At 25.6% G+C, this 26,555-nt stretch carries 15 protein-coding genes; 9 read left to right on the top strand and 6 right to left on the bottom strand.

Features of this window, described 5'->3' with window-relative positions:
• Positions 1-13: 13 nt before the first annotated feature.
• Entirely contained in the window at positions 14-538 is a 525-nt protein-coding gene (locus Q0K52_RS00200) for a hypothetical protein (RefSeq protein WP_297295241.1), read from the bottom strand.
• Between the two features lie 64 nt (positions 539-602).
• Positions 603-1,985 carry an MATE family efflux transporter gene (locus Q0K52_RS00205; protein ID WP_297295243.1) on the bottom strand — a complete coding sequence of 461 codons (1,383 nt, stop codon included), beginning with the start codon at positions 1,983-1,985 and terminating at the stop codon, positions 603-605.
• 137 nt (positions 1,986-2,122) lie between these two features.
• Here Q0K52_RS00205 and Q0K52_RS00210 point away from each other — a divergent pair, with 137 nt between their 5' ends.
• Positions 2,123-3,049 carry a methylenetetrahydrofolate reductase gene (locus Q0K52_RS00210; RefSeq protein WP_297295245.1) on the top strand — a complete coding sequence of 309 codons (927 nt, stop codon included), beginning with the start codon at positions 2,123-2,125 and terminating at the stop codon, positions 3,047-3,049.
• Position 3,050: 1 nt separating this feature from the next.
• Here Q0K52_RS00210 and Q0K52_RS00215 read toward each other — a convergent pair whose 3' ends face one another.
• Positions 3,051-3,863 (bottom strand): vitamin B12 dependent-methionine synthase activation domain-containing protein, encoded by an 813-nt coding sequence (locus Q0K52_RS00215; RefSeq protein ID WP_297295247.1) that lies wholly within the window; start codon positions 3,861-3,863, stop codon positions 3,051-3,053.
• A 15-nt stretch (positions 3,864-3,878) separates the two neighbouring features.
• Positions 3,879-6,500, bottom strand: a complete 2,622-nt coding sequence (locus Q0K52_RS00220; RefSeq protein WP_297295249.1) for a homocysteine S-methyltransferase family protein — start codon at positions 6,498-6,500, stop codon at positions 3,879-3,881.
• Positions 6,501-6,758: 258 nt separating this feature from the next.
• Here Q0K52_RS00220 and Q0K52_RS00225 point away from each other — a divergent pair, with 258 nt between their 5' ends.
• The 6 genes from Q0K52_RS00225 to Q0K52_RS00250 all read left to right on the top strand — a co-directional run bounded on the left by Q0K52_RS00225 (position 6,759) and on the right by Q0K52_RS00250 (position 15,654).
• Entirely contained in the window at positions 6,759-8,576 is a 1,818-nt protein-coding gene (locus Q0K52_RS00225; RefSeq protein ID WP_297295251.1) for a methyl-accepting chemotaxis protein, read from the top strand.
• A 185-nt stretch (positions 8,577-8,761) separates the two neighbouring features.
• Positions 8,762-10,003: a glycosyltransferase family 2 protein gene (locus Q0K52_RS00230; RefSeq protein WP_297295253.1), complete on the top strand. Its 1,242-nt coding sequence runs from the start codon at positions 8,762-8,764 to the stop codon at positions 10,001-10,003.
• A gap of 1 nt (position 10,004) precedes the next feature.
• Complete coding sequence (gene glf, locus Q0K52_RS00235; protein WP_297295256.1) at positions 10,005-11,117, top strand: UDP-galactopyranose mutase; 1,113 nt, start codon at positions 10,005-10,007, stop codon at positions 11,115-11,117.
• Entirely contained in the window at positions 11,110-12,282 is a 1,173-nt protein-coding gene (locus Q0K52_RS00240; RefSeq protein ID WP_297295258.1) for a glycosyltransferase, read from the top strand. The genes glf and Q0K52_RS00240 overlap by 8 nt, the downstream gene beginning before the upstream one ends.
• A 105-nt stretch (positions 12,283-12,387) precedes the next feature.
• Entirely contained in the window at positions 12,388-14,352 is a 1,965-nt protein-coding gene (locus tag Q0K52_RS00245; RefSeq protein ID WP_297295260.1) for a hypothetical protein, read from the top strand.
• Between the two features lie 54 nt (positions 14,353-14,406).
• Entirely contained in the window at positions 14,407-15,654 is a 1,248-nt protein-coding gene (locus Q0K52_RS00250; protein WP_297295262.1) for a glycosyltransferase family 2 protein, read from the top strand.
• A gap of 266 nt (positions 15,655-15,920) precedes the next feature.
• On the opposite strand, the gene Q0K52_RS00255 is transcribed toward Q0K52_RS00250, so the two are convergent.
• A complete protein-coding gene (locus Q0K52_RS00255) occupies positions 15,921-17,228 on the bottom strand; it encodes a UDP-glucose/GDP-mannose dehydrogenase family protein (protein WP_297295264.1) in 1,308 nt (435 codons plus the stop codon).
• A 297-nt stretch (positions 17,229-17,525) separates the two neighbouring features.
• On the opposite strand from Q0K52_RS00255, the gene Q0K52_RS00260 reads away from it, so the two are divergent.
• Together Q0K52_RS00260 and Q0K52_RS00265 are read left to right on the top strand one after the other, a co-directional pair.
• Complete coding sequence (locus Q0K52_RS00260; protein ID WP_297295266.1) at positions 17,526-18,614, top strand: hypothetical protein; 1,089 nt, start codon at positions 17,526-17,528, stop codon at positions 18,612-18,614.
• A 91-nt stretch (positions 18,615-18,705) separates the two neighbouring features.
• Positions 18,706-19,833 carry an RsiV family protein gene (locus Q0K52_RS00265; protein WP_297295268.1) on the top strand — a complete coding sequence of 376 codons (1,128 nt, stop codon included), beginning with the start codon at positions 18,706-18,708 and terminating at the stop codon, positions 19,831-19,833.
• A gap of 581 nt (positions 19,834-20,414) precedes the next feature.
• Here the strand turns inward: Q0K52_RS00265 and uvrA are convergent.
• Positions 20,415-26,231, bottom strand: a complete 5,817-nt coding sequence (gene uvrA / locus Q0K52_RS00270; protein ID WP_297295270.1) for an excinuclease ABC subunit UvrA — start codon at positions 26,229-26,231, stop codon at positions 20,415-20,417.
• Positions 26,232-26,555 lie beyond the last annotated feature (324 nt).

Raw genomic sequence — 26,555 nt, forward strand, 5'->3', positions numbered from 1 at the left:
TTTTACTTATCATTTATTTTTTACTTTGTTTGTTCGTATATATTTGTTCAAACACAGGTTTTTTTATATTCGGAAGTTCATTAAGACTTTTTTGAGTATTTACAGTATTAGTATTTTTATCTAATTCTTCTTTAGCTTTCAAAATATCTTCCAAGCTATTTTTTTTATAATTATTTGGAAGAAATACATTTTTGCTATCTAATTCTAATTTGTCATTGTTTTTATTTTGATTAAAAGTTTCATCTTCTTTCAACCATTTTCTCAAAACTTTAACAATAGATTCTGACAATTTATCCAATTTCTGTTTAGCTCTTACATTTCCGCCAAGATTTGAATCTTCTTTAATTATAAGTCTATACAACTGCATAGCTTTTATTATATTTTTCTTTTCAAAATTATAATAATCAGCTACTTTTTCTATACCGCCAAAATAGGAAGCAGTAAGATAACATCTATAAGCACCTTCTATATCTTTTTGATTAAAAAGTTCATTTCCTTTTCTAACCAAAGCACTTCTTGTAGAATCTTTTATTTCCATGATATATATTATATACCTATAATGGAAAACTGCAAGTATTAATTTTATATATAGGTAGATTATATCAAACTTTATTAATTTCCAATTTCATTTCTTTTATCATACTATAACCAAGAGGCAAAGCTAATATAAATGTTAATAAATCAGCAAAAGGCTGAGCAATTTCTATACCTGTTATTCCTAATAATTTTGGAAATATATAAATTATAGGTACAAGAAATATACCCTGTTTAGCTATAGCTAAAATAGAAGCTCTTATAGTTTTTCTAGTAGTTTGAAGCATCATACTTGATAAAGTTATAATCCCCCATAAAGGTAAACTCAATGCCTGATATCTTAATGCTCTATTGGCTACATCAAGTAAAGTTATATCTTTATCATTAAATAAATGAACTATCTGTGATGAATAAATATATATTATAATAGCTAATATTAATAAAACAAATGTTGAAATTTTTACACAAAAATAAAAAGCATCTATAACTCTTGAATATTTTTTAGCTCCATAATTGAATCCGCATACTGGCTGAAAACCTTGTCCAAAACCGATAATAGCGGAATTGGCAAACATAGCAACTCTATTAACTATAGACATAGCAGCTATTGCAGCATCGCCAAATGGAGCAGAAGCAGTATTTAAAAATGCTGTAGAAAAACTTGATATACTCTGTCTGCAAAGACTTGGAAGCCCGCCTATCACGATAGCTTTATATTTTTGCAAACTTGGTGAAAAATCTCTTATATTTATTGGCAAAGTTCCCCATACATTAGTACCTACCAAAAGTATACAAAATCCAACAAATTGACTTATTATAGTTCCTATAGCTGCACCTTTTACACCCATATCAAAATGAAATATTAATATAGGGTCTAATACAATATTTAAAATTGCTCCTGTTATTAACCCTATCATTGCAAATACTGCATTTCCTTGAAGTCTTAATTGATTATTAAGTACAAGTGAAGCTGTCATATATGGAGCACCTATTAAAATATATTTCATATAACTAATAGAATAGGGTAATATAGTTTCTGTTGAACCTAACATGTATGCTAAAGGCTTAATAAAAATAATTCCGCAAACAAGAATAATAAAACCTACTATCATTGCTGATAAAAATCCAGTAGCTGCCATTTTTGAAGCTTCTTCTGTTTCTTTTGCCCCAAGTTTTAATGAAATATAATTACCTGATCCATGTCCGAAGAAAAATCCTATTGCTTGTATTATTGCCATCATAGAAAATACTATTCCTACTGCAGCAGTTGATTGAGTATTAATTTTACTTACAAAAAAAGTATCTGCCATATTATAGAATGATGTTGTAAGCATACTAATTATAGTTGGTATCCCCATTTTTATAACTAAAGCTTCCACATTAGATTCCGTTAATTGTTTAAATTTTCTATCTTGTTTTTCTGTTTCCTTTGACTTTACCTCACAATCCATAATACCTTCTTTATATTAGCAATTTTTAAAAGAGTATATAACTTTTTATTTATAACCGCAATATGTTTTTTTTATTTGACTTTTTTAATTTATTTAGTACTATAGTATGAATAAACATAATGTTAGGAATATTAATTATGAATAATAATGTAGAAAACTTTATAAATACTTTAGAAAACAATGATGAATATACATTTACATTAGAAATATCACCTCAAGCAAAATATGATTTAGGATACATAGAAGAAAAAATAAATGATTCAAATATATCAGATTATATAAATGCATTTGTGGTTACTGATTCACCATTTGCTAATTTAAAAATATCTTCAATACTTGCCGCATTGCAATTACAGCAAAGATTAAACAATAATAAACCTTTCATTGCCACTCAGACAATGAGAGATAAAAACTCAATAGCTTTACAAAATGATTTAATAGGAGCTAATTATTTTGATATAAGAATGGTGCTTGCTGTTACTGGTGATGCTATAGCTAATGGCAATCAAAAACAAGCAAAAGCTGTATTTGAAGGAAATTCAGAATTACTTATAAGTATAATAAAAGATTTAAATAAAGGAAAAAGTTTAGGTGAATTTATTTTCAAAGAGCCGTTAAAACCAATATATCCATTCTGCGTTATTAACAGTTATGCAAAAAATAATGATACATTAAAAGTAAGACTTGCTAAAAAAGCTAATTCCGGTGTTAAAGCAATATTTACTCAGCCTATATATGAAGCCGAAAGATTGGAGTTATTATTAAAGTGGATAGATGAACTTCCTTTAAAAGAAAAACCTGTATTAGTACCTGGATTCTTTCCAATACTTACTTATAAAACTGCATATTTTATATATTATAAACTTCCAGGTGCTTATATTCCAGAAACTTGGTTAAATAAATTAAAAGAGGCTAGCGATAAATCTCCTGAGGAAGAGAAAAAAGTTGCAGTAGAATTATCAACTAATTTATTTAATGATATGGTCAAAATTCATAAGAAAATGCATATTATGAGTATGAATAATTATGATTTTGTTGTTAGCTTATTAAAAAATATAAAATAAATCAATTAGCAAAATAGTAAGCATCTTCACAAAATGAGATTATAGCACATGTACTAAGTTCAGGATCCATCATATAGCTTTCTGTAAGTATAACATTGAATTCTCCTGGCTTTAATTGGTCAAAAATAATTCTGTTGCCGTACATATTTGAAAGTGCTTTATATCCGAAAGAATATCTGCAGCCTACATGTTTTCTTTTACCATTATTTTTTAAATTAAGCAAATTTTCCATATAAGTTTGAAGTATATCAACATAATTTTCTATAATATGTGTTCCTAATGCATTATAGAAATAATATTCTTTATATTCATCATTATCATATAAACTTTTTAAAAATTGATGAAACTTTGTTCCAAGGCTTACTAAAGTAAAACCTATAGTATCTTCTTCTTTATCAAAAAAATCTACTATAGAATTATAAGGTTCTTTTTCCATACGCTCCAAAGGAATTTCTATTTTTTCATTCTTTAATTCATTAGTTTCAAAATCTACATTATATATGTATAATTTATCATTTTCTGTAATAGTCTTATAAAAACCATAAATCATTACAGGTTCAATTAAATTATTTTCTATGATATTACTTTTCATTTCTTCGTATTTAGGTTCTACTTTAGTTTTAATCATTTCATTATACTTTTCCATATCTTGATTCTTTGTAGAATATCCGAAACCTGCTCTAAAAAGACGTACTTTGTTAATCATATCAAAAGCTTCTTTTTCTATTTGTTTGTTGAACTCAAAAACTTTTCTTCCATAGAATGGAGGTTTATTTATATAATGTTCATGATTTTTATGATTTATTTCAGGCATTGCTGTTAGTGTCCTTTAATTATTATTTTCTTTATCTCTGTCAGCTATTATCTCTTTTATTGCTAAAATATCATCAAATCCATCTTTACAGTAAAATATTTTAGCAGTATCTCCATAAACTTTTTTACAATCATTTTCTACAAACTCTTTTGTAAGTGCAGCTCCTCCAAGTATAATAGGTATTTTTAAACCTTTTTCTCTTATATATGCAAGATTATCTTTCATCACTTCAGTAGATTTTACTAAAAGCCCAGACATTCCTATACAATCTGCATTATGTTCATGATAGGCCTCTAAAAATTTTTCTATAGGAACTTTAGTACCAATATTAACAGTTTCAAATCCATTATTTTTTATGATGATTTCAACTAAATTTTTACCAACATCATGCACATCTCCTGCCACAGTACCAAGTATTATTTTAGCAGTTTTTTCTTGTTTTTTCTTCTCTAAAAATTCAGATAAGAAGTCAACACTTTTCTTCATTACTTCAGCAGAACCTAAAACGAAAGGAAGCTGTATAGTACCTTCACCAAATTTTACACCAATATCAGCCATAGTAGGAAGAAGTATTTCATCAATTATAGCCTGTGCAAATTTCTTTTCTCCTCCAAACTCTTCGCTATTTTCTTTCACTTCATTAAGTAAGTTTTGCATATCTTTCCATTCACCATCAAGCATAGCATCTCTTATAGCTTCCCTTATAGGCTTTTTGATATTTTCTTCTTTATTAAGTTCTTTTTTTTCTTTTTTATCAGAGAAATGATTTATATAATTTATTAAAGGTTCTTTAGTATTACTTTTATTGTAAATTAATTCTCTTGCTAACTCTATTTCTTTTTCATCTATCTTTGAAAGAGGAAGTATTTGAGCTACATTAACAATTGCAGTAGTAAGGCCATGATTAATAGCTTCATACAAAAATACTGAATTCATTATCTTTCTTGCTTCTTCTTTAAGTCCAAAAGATATATTTGATACACCCAAACTTATAGAACATTCAGGATATTTTTTTGATAATTCTTTAATAGCATTTAAAGTTTCAACTCCTGCTAAAAAGCTTTTTTCATCACCGCTTGCAAGCGTAAATGTAAGAGGGTCGAATATTATATCATGAGGCAGTATCTTATGAACATTAACAGCACGATCATACATTCTTTCAGCCATTCTTAATTTATCTTCGCAAGTAAATGCCATTGATTTTTCATCTATTGTAAGAAGCATAATGGATGCACCATATCTTTTAGCCAATGAACATATAGTATCAAATTTTTCTTCACCTTGCTCCATATTAGCAGAGTTTATTATTGGCTTTCCGCCATACACTTTTAAAGCAGCTTCTATAACATTAGGCTTTATTGCATCTATAACTAAAGGCAAAGAAATTTGTTTAACATAAGCAGAAATAATTTTTGTAATATCTTCTACTTCATCGCGTCCAGCCCAAGCAGCATTAACATCTATTGCATGACTTCCTGCTTTTACCTGTTTTATACCAACATCAAGCATTCCGTCCATATCGCCCGCAATCATAAGTTCTCTAAATATTTTACTTCCTGTAGCATTACTTCTTTCACCAATCATTAATGGTGCTGGATTTTGTTTTATGCTTACAACATTAAATAAACTTGCTATATAAGGTCTTTGTTTATCTAATATAGGCTTTTTAGGTTTTATACCTTTTACTTTATCAGCCAAAGCCTTTATATGGAGTGGAGTAGTGCCGCAGCATCCTCCTATAAATGCAAGTCCGTCTAATTCAAAAAACTTACTATTAATATTTGCAAACTCTTCAGGTGTCATACTATAATATGCTTTTCCGCCTCTATTTTCTGGAAGTCCTGCATTACTATGTATCGATATAGGAAGACATGATATTTCTGAAAGCCTTTTTATATGACGCATTGCCATATCCGGACCAGTACCGCAATTCATACCAATAGAAAATATATCCAAATTTGAAAGTATAGTATATGCTGTTTCTATATCTGTACCTAAAAGCATAGTACCTTCTTTTTCTATAGTAACAGATACCATTATTGGAATTTCTTTATTAAGTTTTTTAGCAGTATCATTAACCGCTAGTATTGCAGCTTTTAATTGCAAAACATCTTGTGCAGTTTCAAGAAGTATTATATCAATACCTCCATCTATTAATCCTCTTGCAGCTTCTGTATATCCATTGTACATTTCATCAAAACTAATTTGTCCTAAACTAGGAAGTTTTACTCCAGGTCCTAAACTGCCGGCAATAAATATATCTCTATTTAAATCTCCTTTTAAATTAGGATTTTTTAAATATTCTTCTCTTGCCTCATTAGCTATTAATGCAGCACTTTTAGCTAGTTCATAAGTTTTATCTGCAATGTCATATTCACTTAAAACCCAAGGTATAGCTCCGAAACTGTTTGTCTTTGTTATATTTGCATTAGCATTCAAATAATCTATATGTATTTCTTTCATTATATTTGGAGCAGTTATATTCAGTATTTCATTACAACCTTCTATATTATTTCCATTTATAATCCAAGATTCTTTTTTAATTTCTTTCTTTTGAAGTTCTGTACCTGTTGCACCATCTATTATTAAATATTGTTCTTTTATAAGTTCTTTTAATTTTTCTTTAATATTATTCATTATTCAAGCTCCAATTTTTATATAAAACTGCATTTTGACTATTCTAATATAAAAATATAAATATAACAAGTTTTAACTTCTATTAACAATAAAAATATTATTAACAATTATAAAAAAAATTTTATTATAATCATTGACAAATAAAGTTATTGTAGTATACTAAAAATATGGATATTAATACATATTATTATTATTTCCAGTTATTGTCCTCAGTTTCTTTATTTTCCATTAATAATATAATCAGCCAAAGGATTTTTTATGATTAATTTATACAAAAAAAATAAACTTATTTTAAGCTTCATAATACCTTATACAATTTGTATAATGGTTATATTTATAGCAGTTTTGTCTTTATATATACCAAAATATAAAAATGATTTTATTGCTATGTCTAAAGATAATGCAAAATTATTATCCAATACATTAGACAACAATATGTATGCAATAAAGAAACAAATGGAAATATTTTCTTCATATTTGGAAGCAGAATATTATACAAATAATTTCCCTACTATAATGTCAAATATAGTTAGAAGAGATAATGATATAGCAAATATATATTTTGCAACAACTGTTCCATATAAAGATGGAGGAGTAATGTTTAATAGTGCACCTTTGCCATCAGATTATGATCAAACTACAAGAGAATGGTTTATAAAAGCACTAGAAACTACAAATATATTTATATCAAATCCATATATTGATGTTGTTACAGAATCATTAGCCATAGCATTCAGTAAAGCGATTTATAATTCTGATAACACAGTGCGAGGAATATTAGGTGTAGATATAATATTTAATGAACTTGCAAATGATACTTTATCCAATGCAATGATATACAATTATAATATAAGTTTAATAAATGGAGAAGGAATTTATTTTTATCATAAAAATCAAAATGCTATTTTAAAAGAAAATATATTTAATAATGCAATATTTTCAGACCATAAAAATGATATCTTAGGAAGCGATTCATTTGCATTTATAAAAAATAAAAAATTATATATGAGTACAAACATAAAAAATACTCCATGGTATTTAATAGTAGAAGCTAATATAGATATTTTAGAATGGAATGTTCTTAGACTTATTATTGTTATGATAGTAGGATTTATAATGTTAATATTAATGGAGTCAATACTTGTTACAATAATAGCAAAACCTATATCAAACACTTTAAACAATACAATAAAAATTGTAGAATCTATGTCTGAAGGAAATTTCAATGCCTCATTTAATAAAAAAGAATTAGAAAAAAAGAATGAAACTGGAACTCTAGTTAGGGCAATGAAAATGATGCAAAACAAATTAGGCAGCATTATTCATAACTTAAAAAATGAAATTAACGGCATTAATAGTTCTATGGAAATAATAAATAATGGAAATAAAAATTTATCACAAAGAGTTTCTGTACAATCTTCTTCATTAGAAGAATTAACAAGCTCAATAGAATTTGTATTCTCATCTATAAAAGATACAGTAGTTAATACAGACAATGCTAAAAAAACAAGTGATAATATGTTGGAATCAACAATAAGAGGAGTAAATGCTATAAAAGATACTGCTAAAAATGTTATAGAAGTATCTGAATATAGTAAAAAAATAGCAAATATTACTTCTATAATAGAATCAATAGCTTTTCAAACAAATATATTAGCTCTCAATGCTTCAGTTGAGGCTGCACGGGCTGGTGATCAAGGTAAAGGATTTGCAGTGGTTGCTTCAGAAGTAAGGAATCTATCTACTAATGTAAGCAGTGCAGCAAAAGATATAAGTACTATAGTAAGTGAAACTATAAAAAAAATAGAAGTAGGAGAAACTACAGTAAGAGAATCTTCTAAAGCATTGGAAGAAATAGAAACTTTTGCAAATGAAATGTCTGATATATTAGTATCTATATTACAATCTATAAAAGATGAAGAAGAAAGTATGTCAAAAATAAATACTGCTGTTACTGAACTTAATAATATTAATTATACAAATTCAAATATAGCTGAACAAGGGGCAAATGAAAGTAATAATATACTTGAAAAAACAGAAAATATAGTTAATGAAGTATCTTATTTTAAATTTTAAAGCTTATTTTTTTATTTATTGTGATAAAAACTATAAATTACGCATTATTTTTAATATAAAAAATCAATTAATACGAATTATTATTTAGTAAAAGTAATATTTGATACCATATTGACATTTTATTTTCATACTATATAATAGTAGAATTATATATTTTTTACTATTTAGTTTATTGAGGTAGTATTTTGAATAATATTTTTGATAATATACTATATAGATTAGATGCTTCTAAAAAAAAATCCCCATCTGTTTTTATTTCAATAATTATTCCTGTATATAATACAGAAAAATATCTTAACAGATGTATTAATAGTATAATAAATCAAAAATTTCAAAATTTTGAAATAATTATAGTTAATGATTGTTCACCAGGAAATTGTGAAGAAATTATAAAACAATATAATAATAATAAAATAATATATATAAAAAACGAGCAGAATTTAGGCAGTGCTTGGACCAGAATTAATGGATTATCTTATGCTACTGGAAAATATGTACATTTTGTAGATAGTGATGATTGGATTGTAGATGACAGTTATGATAAAATATTTAAATATTTAAAAAGAAATTTTGATGCATTATATTTTAATGGCGTATATGCTGATGACGAAAAAACTTGGGAATATAGTTTTCATATACCAGAAGATTCTAAATTATATGGTAAAAGAATTGCATTTGATAAAATGTTTTTCAATGATGCACAAAAAAGAACATTGTGGTGTAGGGTATTCAAAAGAGATATAGCAATTAATGGTGCTAAATATATGCCTAGAGAACATATTAGTGTTGCTGATGATTGGATATTAAATTTATTCATATTATTTCACACAAAAAATTATAGAAGTGTTTCTGACATATTTTATTATTATTACCAAGACAACCCAAATGCTGTTACAGCTATAGTAGAAAATAAAAAAAATAATACTATTTCTTTTAATAAATTAAATAACAATCTTAGACAATTATATATTTCCTACAATGCCGTGGTTAGTTTTTTAAAAGAAAAAAAAGTTTGGAATATATATAGATCTTCTTGGGTATTATATATAATAAGGGATTTAAAATATAGTTTTATAGAACCATTTAAAAACTTTGACGGTTATTTTAACTATTTGTTGAATGAAGATAAAGATAAATACACAAAAGAAAGTTTAGAGTATTTTAATTCTAATATATCAAATTTAAATATATTAAATTTCTTATATCTAAATTTATTAGATGCTTCAGGTATTTGGGAAAGAAATTCTTTTAAATATTCTTTAATATCTTTATTATATAAGTTATATACATCGATTATTAGAATTAGAAATTATCCGCAAGCTGTATTTAAAATAAATGTAACCAAAAATAATGAATATAGAAGAATGTATATAAGGTTATTATTTTTTAAAATAACACTAAAATTAAAATCAAAAGATGGAAAATAATATGTATGAATATTTAATAGTTGGAGCCGGTATTTCAGGTTCTGTACTCGCTAATCTAATAGCTAATAAACTCAATAAAAAAGTATTAGTAATAGACAAAAAAGATCATATAGCTGGTAATTGTTATGATTATAAGGATAAAAACGGAATAACTATTCATAAATATGGTGCTCATATATTTCATACAAACAATAAAGAAGTATGGGATTATATTTCTGAATTTACAAAATGGAATTATTTTTACAATAAAGTTAATGTTGTTATAGAAGGAAATAAGGTTTCATTACCATTTACTTTAAAAACTTTACGAGAGCTATTTTCTCCAAATATGTCATCAACAATAGAAAAAAAACTTATAGATAAATATGGTTACGGCATAAAAGTACCTATATTAGAATTTTTAAATAGTGAAGATAAAGATTTAAAATTTATTGGTAATTATGTTTATGAAAATATTTTTAAAAATTATACTATAAAACAATGGGGATTAAAACCAGAAGAAATTGATCCTACAGTTACAGCACGCGTACCAATTTATATATCTAATGATGTAAGATATTTCCAAGATAAATACCAAGGAATACCTTTAAATGGTTATACTAATTTAATAAATAATATATTAAATCATAAAAATATTACAGTTCAATTAAATACTGAATATAAAGATTTAGAAAATTACAATTTTAATTGCATATTTCATACTGGTGCTATAGATGAATATTTCAATTATAAATTTGGCGAATTATCGTATAGAAGTCTTAAATTTGATATTCAAACTATAAATAAAGAATATTATCAAAATACAGCTGTAACTAACTATCCTAATGACTATGATTTTACACGCATAATAGAACATAAATATTTTTTAGATGAAAAAAGTGATAAAACAACTATTTCTATAGAATATCCTGAAGCATTTGAAGTTGGTAAAAATGAAAGATATTATCCTATTTCAAATGATAAAAATAATAAATTATACAATATGTATTTGGAAGAAGCCAAAAAAATCAATAATTTACATTTCTTAGGTAGACTTGGAGATTATAAATATTACAATATGGATTTAGCTGTAGAAAGAGTTTTATCCTTTTTTAAGGAGAAATTTAATGCCTAAAGTTTCTATTATTATGCCTACATACAATGTAGAAAAATATTTTAGACAATGTTTAGAAAGTGTAATAAATCAAACACTAAAAGACATAGAAATCATACCTGTAGATGACGGCAGTCCTGATAATTGCGGAAGAATTATGGATGAATATGCCCTTAAAGATGAGAGAGTAAAACCTATACATAAAACTAATGGAGGATATGGAACAGCTGTAAATATTGGTATAGAAAAAGCAACTGGAGAATATATTGCTATACTTGAAACAGATGATTGGGTAGAACCAAATGCTTATGAATTATTATATAATAATGCTAAAAAAAATAATACTGATATTACAAAATGTGCATTTTATTATTATAATTCGTATGATATCATACAAAATAGAAAATATACAGAATATAATAATAATTTATTTGTAAATATAATAGATAATGCTCCTGAAAATACATTTAATATTTCAGAATATCCTGAATTATTATTTTTTCATGCATCTGTTTGGGCTGCTGTATACAAAAAAGAATTTATAAAAAATATCAAATTCATAGAAAAAGAATACTATCAAGATTTTCCATTCGCTATGGAGGCTTTATGTAAAGCAAAATCAATATCTATAGTAAAAGAATATTTAATTCATTACAGAATGGAAGATGGTCAAAATTCTTCAACTAGCCAAAAAAATCAAAAATTATTACATATGGCTATTAACACTATAAGAGGAAAAGAAATTATAAAAAAATATCAATTATATGATAATTTAAAAGAACAATTTTATTTCCATGCCATTTTAGCAAATATAGGATTTTATAAAAATATTCAATTAAAATACAAAAAAAAATATTTATTATTATTAAAAGATATTTTCCAAGAATTAGCTAACGATAAAAATTTTAGATATATTTATTTTTCAAATGAACAAAAAAAATTGGTAAATGATGTTTTAAATAAGCCGGTTTTCCATATAATGTTAAAGTGGTATTTTAAATATATTAAATCATTTTTTATCTATAAATATAATTATCAAAAATATAATATAATTGTATTATTTAAATTTATCAAAATAACTAGAAAATCGACTCTATTAGAATTGAACAATAAGATTAATAATTTAGAATATATGATATTAGAGTTAAATGATAAACTCAATAAAAATAACAAGGAAAATAAATGAATAAATATACAATAAATAATATAGTTTTGTGTATACCAATTAAAAAAATTAATAAACTTATTAAAAGGGACTATTTATAAGTTTAATTAATAGGATTAACAAACTATGATAAATAAAGAAAATGTATATAAATTATATTCATTTGATATATTTGATACTTTAATTACAAGAAAAACTGCCACTCCTCTAGGCATATTCTTACTTATGCAAGATAGGCTTAAATCTTATGATATAGATAAATATATAAAAAACAACTTTTATTATATAAGAATTGAGACTGAAAGATATTTAAGAAAATATTTCTGTAATGCAGAAAATGAGGACATAACATTATTTGCCATATATGATTTAATAGCTAATAATTACAATTTATCAGAAAAAGAGAAAAACACTTTAATAGATCTAGAAATAAAATTAGAGTACGAAAATTCTGTACCAATTTATGATAATATAAAGCTAATAGAAGAATTGGTAAAAAATAATAATAAAGTTATATTAATAAGCGATATGTATTTATCAACAGATATAATACGTAATATGCTATTAAAACATAGTAATGTTTTCGAAAAAATAAAAATATATGTTTCTTCTGATGTACAAAAAGCTAAATTCACTGGAAATTTATATAAATTAATAAAAGAAAAAGAAGAAATAGAATATACAGATTGGATTCATAAAGGTGATAATAAATATGCTGACATAAAAATGGCAGAAGAGTTATCAATAAATACTGAATTGTATGCATTTGAACCACTAATGGAATTTGAAAATAGATTATTAAAACATTACCATAAAAGCTGTTTAGTTCAATTAGTTATTGGTATGAATAGAAACTTAAGATTATCCAATAAAAAAAATATTCAAACAGATTTAGGTATATCTTTAGGAGGACCAGTTCTATATTTTTATGTTAATTGGCTTTTGGAAAGTGCTATAAAAAATAACATAAAAAGTTTGTATTTTATTGCAAGAGATGGATTTATATTAAAAAATATTGCAGATATAATAATAAAATCAAAAGAACTAAATTTAAAAACTTACTATATATATGGCTCAAGAGAAGCATGGCAAATTCCAACTGTAGTAGGCGGAGTACCAATACCACAATCATTTTTAGGGAAATCACATACTATACATGATTTAGTATGCTTTTTACAAATATCAAAAAAAGATTTATTTAGATTCTTACCAAAAAAATATAGAAATATTAATAAAAAATTAAATGATACAATAAGAAAAGAACTCTATGAAAATTTATTTTTAAATGAACTTTTTATAGAATTCCTAAAAGAAAAACATAAAGAAAAATATGATCTGCTTATAAAATATTTATACCAAGAAATAAATTTTGATGAAAATTTTGCATTTGTAGATTTAAGAGGTACAGGAGAAACTTTAGATTATTTAGCAACTGTTTTAAATAAAAAATTTAAAATTTATTTATTATATAGAGCACCTTATTCAGAAAAGCACAATATACAAACTTATAATTTTTTTAATCAAGCTTCATATATAAATGTAGTAATAGAAATATTAGCAAGAGCATTACATGGTCAAACTATAGGATATGAAATGTCAAATGGTAAAATAATTCCTATATTTGAAAATTCTGAAGTAGAAGCTATAAATAATATTGGTTATAAAGATTATATTGATGGAATAAAGATATTTGCAAAAGAATATTGTATGAATGATAGTAACAATTTAGATGAATTAAATTTGAACTTTTTTATAGAATACCAAAAATATTTATTATATTTTGTTACTAATCAAGAAATAATTAATTTTATAGGTTCTATACCTTTTAAAATTGATGGAAAGTCAGAAAAATTAGAAGAATACGGACCTTCTATTTCTGTTATTAATTTATTTAAATACTTTTTCACTAATAAAAAATATTTAAATTTTCATATATCATTAGGAAGAAGTTCTAAATTTATTAAAAAATTACATAAAAAGATTAATAATATGAATGTTAATCTTTTTTTAATAAAAATAAATATTAATAAAAGACAAAGATACTCTTACATATCATTATTTGGAATAAAAATATGCATAAAAAATACTTGATATGTTGAGTAAGTTATTATTATTGAACTTAAATAAAAATTAGGGTTATTAATTATGATAAAAAAAATATTAGAGTTTATTTTTTCAAAGAAAGATAAAGGTATATACTGTTATATAACTATATTAGGTATAAAAATAGTTACTAAGCCATTAAGATTGAAAATATTAGAAATGGACAAAAGAATTGAAAATAGTTTTAATACTTTAAGAAAAGAAATATTAATATCTAGAGGTTTAAACTATCAAGTACCAATATATAGTTTAAATGAAAATGAAATAAAATATAGTCCTTTAGTATCTGTAATTATCACAGTATATAATATTGGCAGCAAATATTTAGTTCATTGTTTAGAATCTGTAATAAATCAAACATTAAAAGATATAGAAATTATTATAGTAAATGATGCCTCTCATTTGAAAGAAGATGATGATATATGTTTATCTTATAAAGAAAAAGATAGTAGAATAACATATATTAAACTTGATAAAAATGTAGGGGATGGAGAAGCAAGGATGTGCGGACTAAGAAAAGCAAAAGGATATGCAGTTTCTTTTGTAGATGGTGATGATTATTTATCACCCAATTTGTATGAAATAACAGTTGGCAATATGTTACAAAATTCTCTTGATATAGTTTGTTATAATTTTTTTATTTTACATAAAAATAATAATAATATTGTTTTTTTAAATTCTGCCAATAACAATATGCCATATAATATTTTTTATAAAAAAGATTCTATAGACATATTTAGCAATACATATCTATATATAGACGGACATTTATGGAACAAATTATTTAGAAGAGAAATACTATTAAAAGTTGGTTATAATAATATGGCAGCTAGATATAAATGTAAAGATTTAAATTATTGTTTTAAAGTATTTATAGAAGCAGAGGCTATATCATATATACCAATTAATTTATATTTTTATATAGATAGTAGGCAAACTTCAATAATTAACAATACAAATTTTAAAGATAATTTTTTTACAGATATATATTATATATATACTGATATGTATGATTATATTAATAAATCTTCTAATGAAATGATAACAAAATTATTTGCATCTAATTTTGATTGGCTATATAATTCAGCATTAAAATTTGATAGATATAAAATAAAAGATGAAAAATATTTTATTAATTTATTTGGAAAAATCATATTAGATCTAAAAAATTATGGAGCTATCAATATAGAACAATTAATTGAAAATGTAAAAATTAATAATAATAACAATATTAATATGATTAATTGGCTTGATAATTTATTTTTAATAAGTAGAAAAAAGATAAAATAATTATATGTAAATAAAAAATTGAATGTATTTTATTGATAAAATATATTCAATTTTTTTAAATTGAAATTTATTAAAAAATGTACTGATTGTTTTATAGGCTATTATCTATATCCATAGATTTCATATATATAAATTTATCATTATTTTTAACAGGAATAAAGGTACAAATTACTATTTGTATAATATTTATTATAAAAAACTTGTAATTAATATTTCTTAAAAATTAATTACAAGTTTTAATCTATATATCATAAAAATAGAATGGATTATCCTATTCTAATATATTTCAAACCTCTTGACTCTAAAATATTTCTATCATATATATTTCTACCATCAAAAATAATTTTATCTTTTAATATATTAGCAATTCTAGTAAAATCAGGACGTCTAAATTCATTCCATTCAGTCAAAAGAAGTAAAGCATCAGCATTTTCTAATACATCATATGATGAACTAGCATATTTTATTTTATCACCAAATATAACTTTAGCAGTCTCCATAGCTTTAGGGTCATAGCCTTTAATAATAGCACCTTTTTCAAGTAAAGAATTTATTATAGTAATAGATGGAGCCTCTCTCATATCATTAGTATTAGGTTTAAATGCAAATCCCCATACAGCAAAAACTTTTCCTTCTAATTTATTATTATAATAATCTTCTATTTTTTTTACAAAAATTTCTCTCTGTTTGAAATTAACTGAATCAGCAGCTTTTAATATATCATATTCACATCCATTTTCTTTAGCAGTATTTAACAATGCTTTTACATCTTTAGGAAAACAGCTTCCGCCATAACCTAATCCAGGAAACAAGAATTGACTTCCTATACGTCTATCAGCTGCCATTCCCAATCTAACCATATCTACATTAGCACCAACTTTTTCACAAATATTTGCTATCTCATTAATATAAGATATTTTAACAGCTAAAAAAGAATTAGCTGCATATTTTGTCATCTCAGCAGATTTTACATCCATAGTAATTACAGGATTACCAGTTCTTAAGAAAGCAGAATATAATTCATACATTATTTTAGTAGCTCTTTCAGAATTAGAACCAATTACTATTCTATCAGGTTTTAGTGAATCTTCTACAGCAGCACCTTGCTTTAAAAATTCAGGATTAGATACCACATCAAATTCATTTTTAAATTCATCTTTAGCATTTGATCTTATTATTTCAGTAACTTTTTCTGCAGTACCAACTGGCACAGTAGATTTATCAACTATAACCTTATATCCATTCAAAGCTTTTCCTATTTGTTCTGCCACAGTATATACATATTTCATATCAGCAGAACCATCTTCTCCTTGAGGTGTACCTACCGCTATAAAACAGATTAAAGATTCTTTAACTGCATTTGCTAAATCAGAGCTAAAAGATAATCTCTTTTCTCCAACATTAAATTTAATTAAATCATCTAATCCAGGCTCATAGATTGGTATTATTCCATTTTTTAATTTTTTTAATTTATCTTCATCATTATCAACACATATTACAAAATTACCCATTTCAGCAAAACAAGCTCCCACCACTAAACCAACATAGCCGGTACCAATAACACATATTTTCATTATCAATGTCTCCTTTAATCCTAAAGTATATATTTGAAATTAATAATCAAATATACAAATATTATAAGTTCGTTTATATATGTATAATTATAAAGCTAATATTTATATTTACAATCATAAAAATAATATATATTAATAAAATTGTCAATATTTTATATATTATTATTTTTGTGATTTATCTATTTTTAATTATATTATAATAATTAAAAATATTTTTACAAATATGTAAAATATACTGTTATTATTATTAATTGTTATTCTCATTCTCAAAAACATAAAAATATAATTAGGTAAATTATGAAAAACAAACTATTAATATTTATCATTTTTGCATTAACTATATTGTCCATTAATAATTTTATATCATTTATATTCTTTTATTCTATATTATCTTTTCTAATAATGATGTTATCTTGTTCATCATTATCAAATATAGATAATTATCAGCACTTTTATTTGATAAATCAAGACAAAGAATATTTAAATATTTTAATATTAAATAATAACTATGAATATGGAACTATATATTACTCAGACAACAATAATAATGTAGTAGAATATAAAATAAAAAAATTAAACAAATTAGATGGTTCATTTAAATCTGAAACAATTGACGGAAAGAAATTAAATGGTTATTTACCAAACAAAAACAGTGGTTTTGAAGGATCTTTAAATAATCAAAAAGTACATTTTGACTATCCAGGTTCATATATATCAGAAACTAATATATTACAGTATAATTATTCAAACCATATTGGAAAAGCAACATTAAAATATGAAATTTCTTTATTTCTTTTAAACAATCCCAATAGTATAAAAGCAATAGATATTATTAATTCAAATATAAATAAAGAGTATGGCATAACAGAGACAGTTAATATAAAAGATCAAAAAGAAATATATGATATAATAGAAACTACATTGAATAATAACATGCAAAAACATTTTCATGAATTAGGTGAAAAGATTGGAAATGAAGAATCAATTTACTATATAAAAAATACAATACCAAATATAACATTTATAAATGATGATTTAATTTCAATATCAAGTGATAATATATTAAAAAATGCTGTATATTATTTGAATAGCGGAGAACAATTAAAAATCAATTATATCATTGCTGATACTAATAAATGTATAGAAATAATAAGATCTAAAATGCTAGATAATAAAAAAATTATAGAAAATAAAAAATTTAACATTAATAATATAAGTTTAGAAAACAATTACTTTTACATAACACCTAACGGCATAGTTTTCAATTGGCTTTTACATTACAAAGATAATATCATTAATAAAGAAATCGATTATGTAAGTGTATTTCTAGAAGCAAAAGAAATTAATGATGTAATAAGCAATAAATTTAAGAAAATATTTAATTAATAATTATAAATCTTTTTTACAAATGATAGTACAAATTGTTTTATAATAAATATATTTTGGGAAGTATATTATAATTTATAAGAGGGTAAAAATGAAATCTAGTTTTTTAACTTTATTATTATGTTTATCAATATTAGTTTCATGTACTACTAATACAAATGATAATCAAAAAGAAGCTACTAATGATTCCAAAACTACGAAATTGGAACTTAGTGAAAATGAAAAAGCAAACAATTATGAAGTTGTATATTTGGTAGCTGATACTGGCGAATATATCAACTCAGAAGTAACACAAAATGAAAATGGCAATTTCGGTTATATATACTATAGAGATGCCAATCAAAATTTAACTACATTCAATATTACAAGAGCAGGGGAGCTTGATGAAGGAAGTGTATCAGCAACTTCTTATGACAATAAAACATTAGAAGGAAATTTCCCTAGCATAGCATATCCATTCGTAGCTACAATAGATGGTAAAGAAATGACTTTCAAAACTGGAAAAACATCTATAACTGGTGCTAGAATAATTGAATACACTTATTCTAATGTATCACCAAAAGCAGATGATCCTAGATATTTCCAATTCAAAAGTGCAATATTTGCTTTGAATAATGAAAATCAAATTGAAGTAATAGACAAAATAAATTTAGATATAAATAAAGAGTTCAATATAACAAATGCAACTGTTTTCAATGATTTGACAAAATTATTAACAGCTCAAACTATAGTAAGCAATAAAATGACTCCTATCTATGATGAATGGGTAAAATCAGATTATATATCACATATAGAAAATTATTCTTCTCAATTTGGTATAGATTATTTAAGTAAAAAAGTTGTATCTATAAACAAATTAGTTTATGAATATACTGGCGGAGCACATGGAAATTATGCTACAGTAAATAGTGTATACTCATTAGAAGATGGAAGCAAATTAAAAATAGAAGATCTTATAATCGACTTAAAAAATCCAGAATTATTAAAATTAGTGAAAGATAAATTAGTAAATATTGAAGGCAGAGATGCTAATTCTTATATAGGTTTAGACGAGCTTACATTAGAAAATAACAATTTCTATTTGACATCAAAAGGTTTAGTATTTACTTGGGGCATTTATGAAATAGGACCTTATGCAATAGGTGAAACTAGAGTATTAATACCTATAAAAGAAATAACACCTTATTTAAAAGACAAATACAAAACAATCTTTGAATAATAAAAATATCTATTTATAAAGTGTAAAAGAGGGTAGTTATTAATTTAACTATCCTCTTTTAAGTTCAAATTAGTAATTGAAATTTATAAAACATAAATTATATAAAATATTAGACAATAAACAAATATTATACTTCCAAAGAAATCAAAAAATATTATTAGTTATTATTGGTATTATCTTTCTTTATTAAACCAGCTTATACAATGCTTATTCAATGTAATAATAGAAAATAATTTGCTTACTGATGAGCAATTCAGAAGCGATGAATTCTAATATAATATTTTTATAAAGGTATTAATTATTTTTTTAATTAATACCTTTATATTAAACTTGCTCCAAAAATAGTTTACAATATTAAATATAACATTTTGTAATTTACCAATTATAAAAATAGCCTTTTATATGTTCTATAAAAAATATTTTAGTATATAAATATGAAGTCCTTTTGCTTCTCGCCAAAGGCGTACTTCGTATGGGTCACCACCGAGTAGGTGCCTAATCTGCAAAAGAAGTGGGTGTGGGTGGCTAGTCCCCACAATTAATAAATAAAATTAATTTTGAAACCAAGAATGTTATTTTAATTAAATATACTTCCAAGTGTAGCCTTTTTTCATCTCTAGAATTTCATCAACAGTACCTTTAGCAATGATTTCTCCTCCATTAGTACCACCTTCTAATCCTAAATCAATTATATAGTCAGCAGCTTTTATAACATCAGGATTATGCTCTATTATTATAACGCTATGTCCTTTTTCTACTAATTTGTTTAAAGCTATAAGAAGTTTATTAACATCATCAAAATGAAGCCCTGTAGTAGGCTCATCTAAAATATATACTATATGCTCATCGCCTTGTTTTTTAGCTAACTCTGTAGCAAGTTTCAAACGCTGTAATTCACCGCCAGAGAAAGTATCAAGCCTTTGAGAAAGTTTTATATAACCGAGTCCAACCTCGCTCATTATAGAAAGTGTTTTTACGATTGATTTGTCGAAATCAAAAAACTCTATTGCCTCATCAACTGTTAATTCTAATACTTCGGCTATATTTAAAGATTTGAATCTTACGGATAAAGTTTCGTCATTGTATCTTTTACCTCCGCAAGCCTCGCAAACTATTTCCATGTCGGATAAGAAGTGCATTGCTATTTTTCTTATTCCTTTACCTTCGCATATATTGCACCTTCCTTCTTTGCCGTTATATGAGAATCTTCCTGGTGCGAATGCCTTTGCCTTTGCTGTAGGAGTTTTAGCAAATATATTTCTTATTTTATCGAACACTTTACTATAGCTTACTAATGTACTTCTAATAGAACCAACTATTGAAATTTGATCAACTAATATAGTATCTGAAACAATGCTAGGTATTTCAACACTTTCAAATTTTGAATATTGATTTAGTCTGCGTTTTTTTAGAGCAGGGTAGAGTGTGTCTATTATCAATGATGACTTACCGCTTCCAGATACTCCAGTAACAACTACTATCTTTTTTAATGGTATATCAACATCAATATTTTTTAAATTGTTTGTTGAAACATTTTTTAATTTTATGCATTCAGTTTCCTCATTTCTTACAGCAGTTTTTTCAAATACTTTTTTTCTCTCGCTTAAATAATTTCCTGTAAGTGAATTATCATCTTTTAATATATCATCGTATTTACCTTGGAAAACTACTTCTCCTCCAAAAGCACCAGCATAAGGTCCCATATCAACAATATTATCAGCAGCCTTCATAGTATCTCTGTCATGCTCTACTATTACAAGAGTATTTTTTAAATCTCTCAATTCTTTTAATGTATCAAGCAAATGATTTGTATCTCTTGGGTGAAGTCCTACAGTAGGTTCATCTAATACATAAAGTACGCCTGTAAGTTTAGAGCCTAATTGACTAGCAAGTCTTATTCTCTGTGCCTCACCGCCTGAAAGTGTTGCATATTTTCTGCTTAAGAATAAATATCCAAGTCCAACTTTATCTAAGAAACTTAATCTTGTTCTTATTTCTTTTATAGCTTCCTTTGATATAGTATTTTCTCTCTCGCTTAAAACATTTGGAAGTTCATCAAAGAAATGAATATTTTCTTCAACTGTCATAGCACATACTTGGCTGATATTTTTATTTTGTATAGTATAAGATCTCATTATTTCATTTAATCTTTCTCCATGACAAGAACTGCATTCCTCATCAATAAAGAATTTACCAAGGGATTGATCCTTCCACTCTGAATAATCTTCACTTGTAACATCATTATTGGAATGCCATGCAGTTATTACATTACCTATAGAATAATCGCCTCCAAAAAATACTGTGTCTATAACTTTTTTATCTAATTCATTGAAAGGAGTTTCATATAAATCTTTTTTTGTTATCCCGCTTCTTCTTAAAAATCTCATTAAAGAATCAGTATAATGCTTTCCCGGGGTAGAAAACATATTATGAATAGCTATATCCAATGCACCGTCAAATAAAGGTTTTGTACTGTCTTTTATTGCTAAATCTATACTGAATGTAGGCTTACTTCCAAGTCCTTTACATTCTTCACAATATCCCCAATGTGAATTAAATGAAAAATGTCTTGGTGTAACTTCAAAATCAAATAAAATTCCATGAAGCAAGCAAGCAGGGAATTTCGTATGGAAACTTTCTTTTACTATTATTCCATGAGAGGCTTTTATATGTGCTACTCCGTTTGATAAATCCATTGCTCTATCAATAGCATCTGCAATTCTAGCTCTTTTATCCTTTCCAACAACAATCCTATCGATTACTATACCTACAGAATATATTTCTTCTTTAGATAATTCTTTAATATCTTCTTCTGTAATATCATCTATAACATAATCATTATTATTGATCTGCATTCTTACATATCCAGCTTCTCTGGTTTTTTCTATAATCTTTTTAATATCTTTTGCATCATTATCATCAAAAGTAAATCTATGATTAAATGAACTATGATACAAAGGTGATATTATAACAAGTTTATGAAGATCCATAGTATCAACAATTTCAGTTGCAAGTATAGAAGGAGTTTCAGCTTTTAAAGTATATTTATCAGAACAATGCGGACAATGAGGCTTGGATAATCTTGCAAAAATTAATCTGAAATAGTCATAAATTTCTGTAACAGTTGCCACAGTAGAACGAGGATTCCTACTTACATTTTTCTGATCAATTGCAATTGCAGGAGCTAATCCTTCTATTTTTTCAACGTTAGCATCTTCAAATCTTCCTAAAAATCTTCTGGCATAAGTAGAAAGCGATTCAACAAATCTTCTTTGACCTTCTTTAAATATAGTATCAAATGCAAGAGAAGTTTTTCCGCTTCCTGATACTCCTGTTATAACATTGATTTGATTTTTAGGAAGTGTCAAGCTTATATTTTTAAGATTATGTTTATTGGCACCTTTTATTATTAATGAAGTATTTTCTTCTTTTTTTGTTTCTTCTGTCTTGATATTTTCTTTTTTCTTTTTTGAAGGTTTTAATATTTCTTTAAGTTCTTTTGCTGTGAGAGATTCTTTTACATTAATTATATCTTCCGGCTTACCCTCAGCAACGACTCTGCCTCCTTTATCTCCGCTTAAAGGCCCCATATCTATAATATGATCGGCACATTTAATAACGTCCAAATTATGCTCTACAACTAAAACAGTATTACCTTTATCAACAAGTCCGTCCAATGCTTTTAATAATTTCTTTATATCCTCAAAATGAAGTCCTGTAGTAGGCTCATCTAATATATAGAGAGTATTTCCAGTAGATATTTTATGAAGCTCGCTTGCAAGTTTTATTCTTTGAGCTTCTCCTCCTGAAAGTGTAGTTGAAGGCTGCCCTAATTTTATATATCCAAGTCCTATATCTTCCATTATTTTTAATATTCTTGTAATAGAAGTTATACCGTCAAAAAATGTAATCGCCTCTGAAACACTCATTTCAAGAACATCATAAATAGTTTTGTCTTTATATTTAACATCTAAAGTTTCTGCATTGAATCTCTTTCCTCCGCATTCTTCACATGGCACTAATACATTAGAAAGAAACTGCATTTCTAATTCTATAACTCCAGCACCTTCGCAAGTAGGACATCTTCCGGTTTTTACATTGAATGAAAATCTTCCTTTATCGTATCCTCTCATTTTAGCAAGTTTAGTAGCTGCAAATAAATCCCTTATAGGCGATAAAACTTTTGTATAAGTTGCTGGGTTGCTTCTTGGTGTTCTTCCTATAGGTGACTGATCAACTTCTATAACTTTGTCAATATTTTCAAGTCCTTCTATTCTTTCATGGCTTCCAGGATTTAAACTTTTACCATAAAAATGATTATGCAATGCACGCATTAAAATATTTTCAACTAAAGTAGATTTACCGCTTCCTGAAAGTCCTGTAACTACAATAAATAAACCCAAAGGAAATTGAACATCTATATTCTTAAGATTAAATTGATTAGCTCCAATTACTTTTAAAAACTTTCCATTTCCTTCACGTCTTTGTTTTGGAATTTCTATGTCATCATCGCCGCGTAAATATTTAGCAGTATATGATCTATCAGATTTTATAAACTCTTCATAATCACCAATACCTACAACCTCACCGCCATTAACACCAGCATTAGGGCCTATATCGATTAAATAATCTGATTCCTCCATAGTTTCTTTATCATGCTCTACAACTATGACAGTATTATTTTTATCTCTTAATGTTTTTAATGATTCAATTAATTTTTTATTATCTGATTGATGCAAACCTATTGAAGGCTCGTCAAGTACATATAATACGCCTTCAAGTCCGCTTCCTATTTGTGAAGCTAATCTTATTCTTTGAGATTCTCCGCCTGAAAGAGTAGGGGAGGAACGCTCTATTGTTAAATAAGTTAATCCCACCTTTACCAAAAATGTTAATCTATAAATAATTTCTTTTACTATAGGAGCACCGATTACTTCTTCATTTGGTTTTAATTTTAATTTAGTGAAATAATCATATAAATCTTCTATAGTCATTGAAGAAAAATCAGCTATAGTTTTTCCATTAAATTTTACTGACAAAGCGTCATCATTAATTCTTTTACCTTTACATTTAGGGCATTCAACTTCGTCCATAAAATTGGCATAATAACTATTTTTATAAGTTTCATAATCATATTTTAATCTGTCTAAAATTCCGGGTACTCTTTCTTCAACAAGTTTGCTATGATACCAAAATCTTTTTCTCCATTTTACTTCTTTATCAGTACCATATAATAAATATTTCTTTTCAGTTTTAGTTAAATCTTTCCAAGGCTTTTTTAAATCTATTTTATAAGTCTTAGCAATAACTTCAAGTTCATCAGTACCATATTCCATATCAAAACCGATATGATCATCTACAAAACAAGATAAAGCCCCTTCATAAATATTTAAATTTTCATCTTTTACAATATGTTTTTCAGTAAATACATGTTCGACCCCAAGTCCTCCGCAAACAGTGCATGCTCCCATAGGGTTATTAAATGAAAATAAATTAGGCTCAATATCAGCAATAGAGTGTCCGCAATTTGCACAAGATCTTTCAGTTGTATACAATTTATAATATTTATCTATTTCAAACTGCTTACTCATTTTGATTTTTTTCTTTTTTGTTTTTGTATCTTCTTCAGCATTTTCTGGAGTTTGTGTTTCTAATACTTCTTCGCTTTTTTCATGTTCTTCATAGAATGCTACTAAGCCTTTTGTTATTCTTATGGCTCTTTCAATATCATCAGTGATTCTTGATAAGTATTTATCTTCAACTTTTATTCTATCTATAACTATTTCTAAAGTGTGCTTCTCATATCTTTTAAGTTCTGGTATTTCATCTTCATCAAATTTATAAACTATATTATCAATTCTTATTCTAGGATAACCTGCAAGTTTAACTTCTTCAATTTCTTTTCTATACTCTCCCTTTCTATCTCTTACAATAGGGGCTAGAACTAAAATTCTTTTTTCTGCGAACTCTCTTAAAACACTTTGTGCGATTTGGTCTTCACTCTGCTTAGAAATTTTATGTCCGCATTTAGAGCAATAAGGAACTCCAAGTCTTGCAAATAATAATCTAAAAAAGTCATAAATTTCTGTAACAGTACCTACAGTAGAACGAGGATTTTTATTTACGCTTTTTTGGTCTATAGAAATAGTAGGGGATAGTCCTTCTATATGTTCAACATCAGCCTTAGCCATAACTCCTAAAAACTGTCTGGCATAAGCTGACAATGATTCTAAATATCTTCTCTGTCCCTCTTTAAAAATAGTATCAAATGCAAGCGAACTTTTTCCGCTTCCTGATACTCCTGTTAAAGTAGTTAGTGTTTTATGAGGTATTGAAAGTGATACATTTTTAAGGTTATGCTCTTTAGCACCTCTTATTTCTATAGAATTATTAGCCATAAAAAATCCTTCTAAAAAAGTTAAATTATTATAACATAAATTCTATATAAAAAAAGGTTTTACTGGTATTAAATATTAATAAATAAATAATATTAAAAAAGATACTGCAGATTATACGATATACCTAAACAAATATATTTTGTCAAAAATTATTTTATTATTTGTGGGGACTACCCCCCCCGCTGTGCGTGCCTTCGGCAGGCGAGAAGCAAAAAGGCTATATTTTAGTTTAAAATTAATATTTTATCTTACATATAAAACAAAATTAGTATTATTTAGTACTAATTTTATACTTGCACTTTTTAGTTCTTTGACGAAGTCCGC

It is taken from the genome of uncultured Brachyspira sp., from assembly GCF_944390845.1.
GTDB classification, from domain to species: Bacteria; Spirochaetota; Brachyspiria; order Brachyspirales; family Brachyspiraceae; genus Brachyspira; species Brachyspira pulli.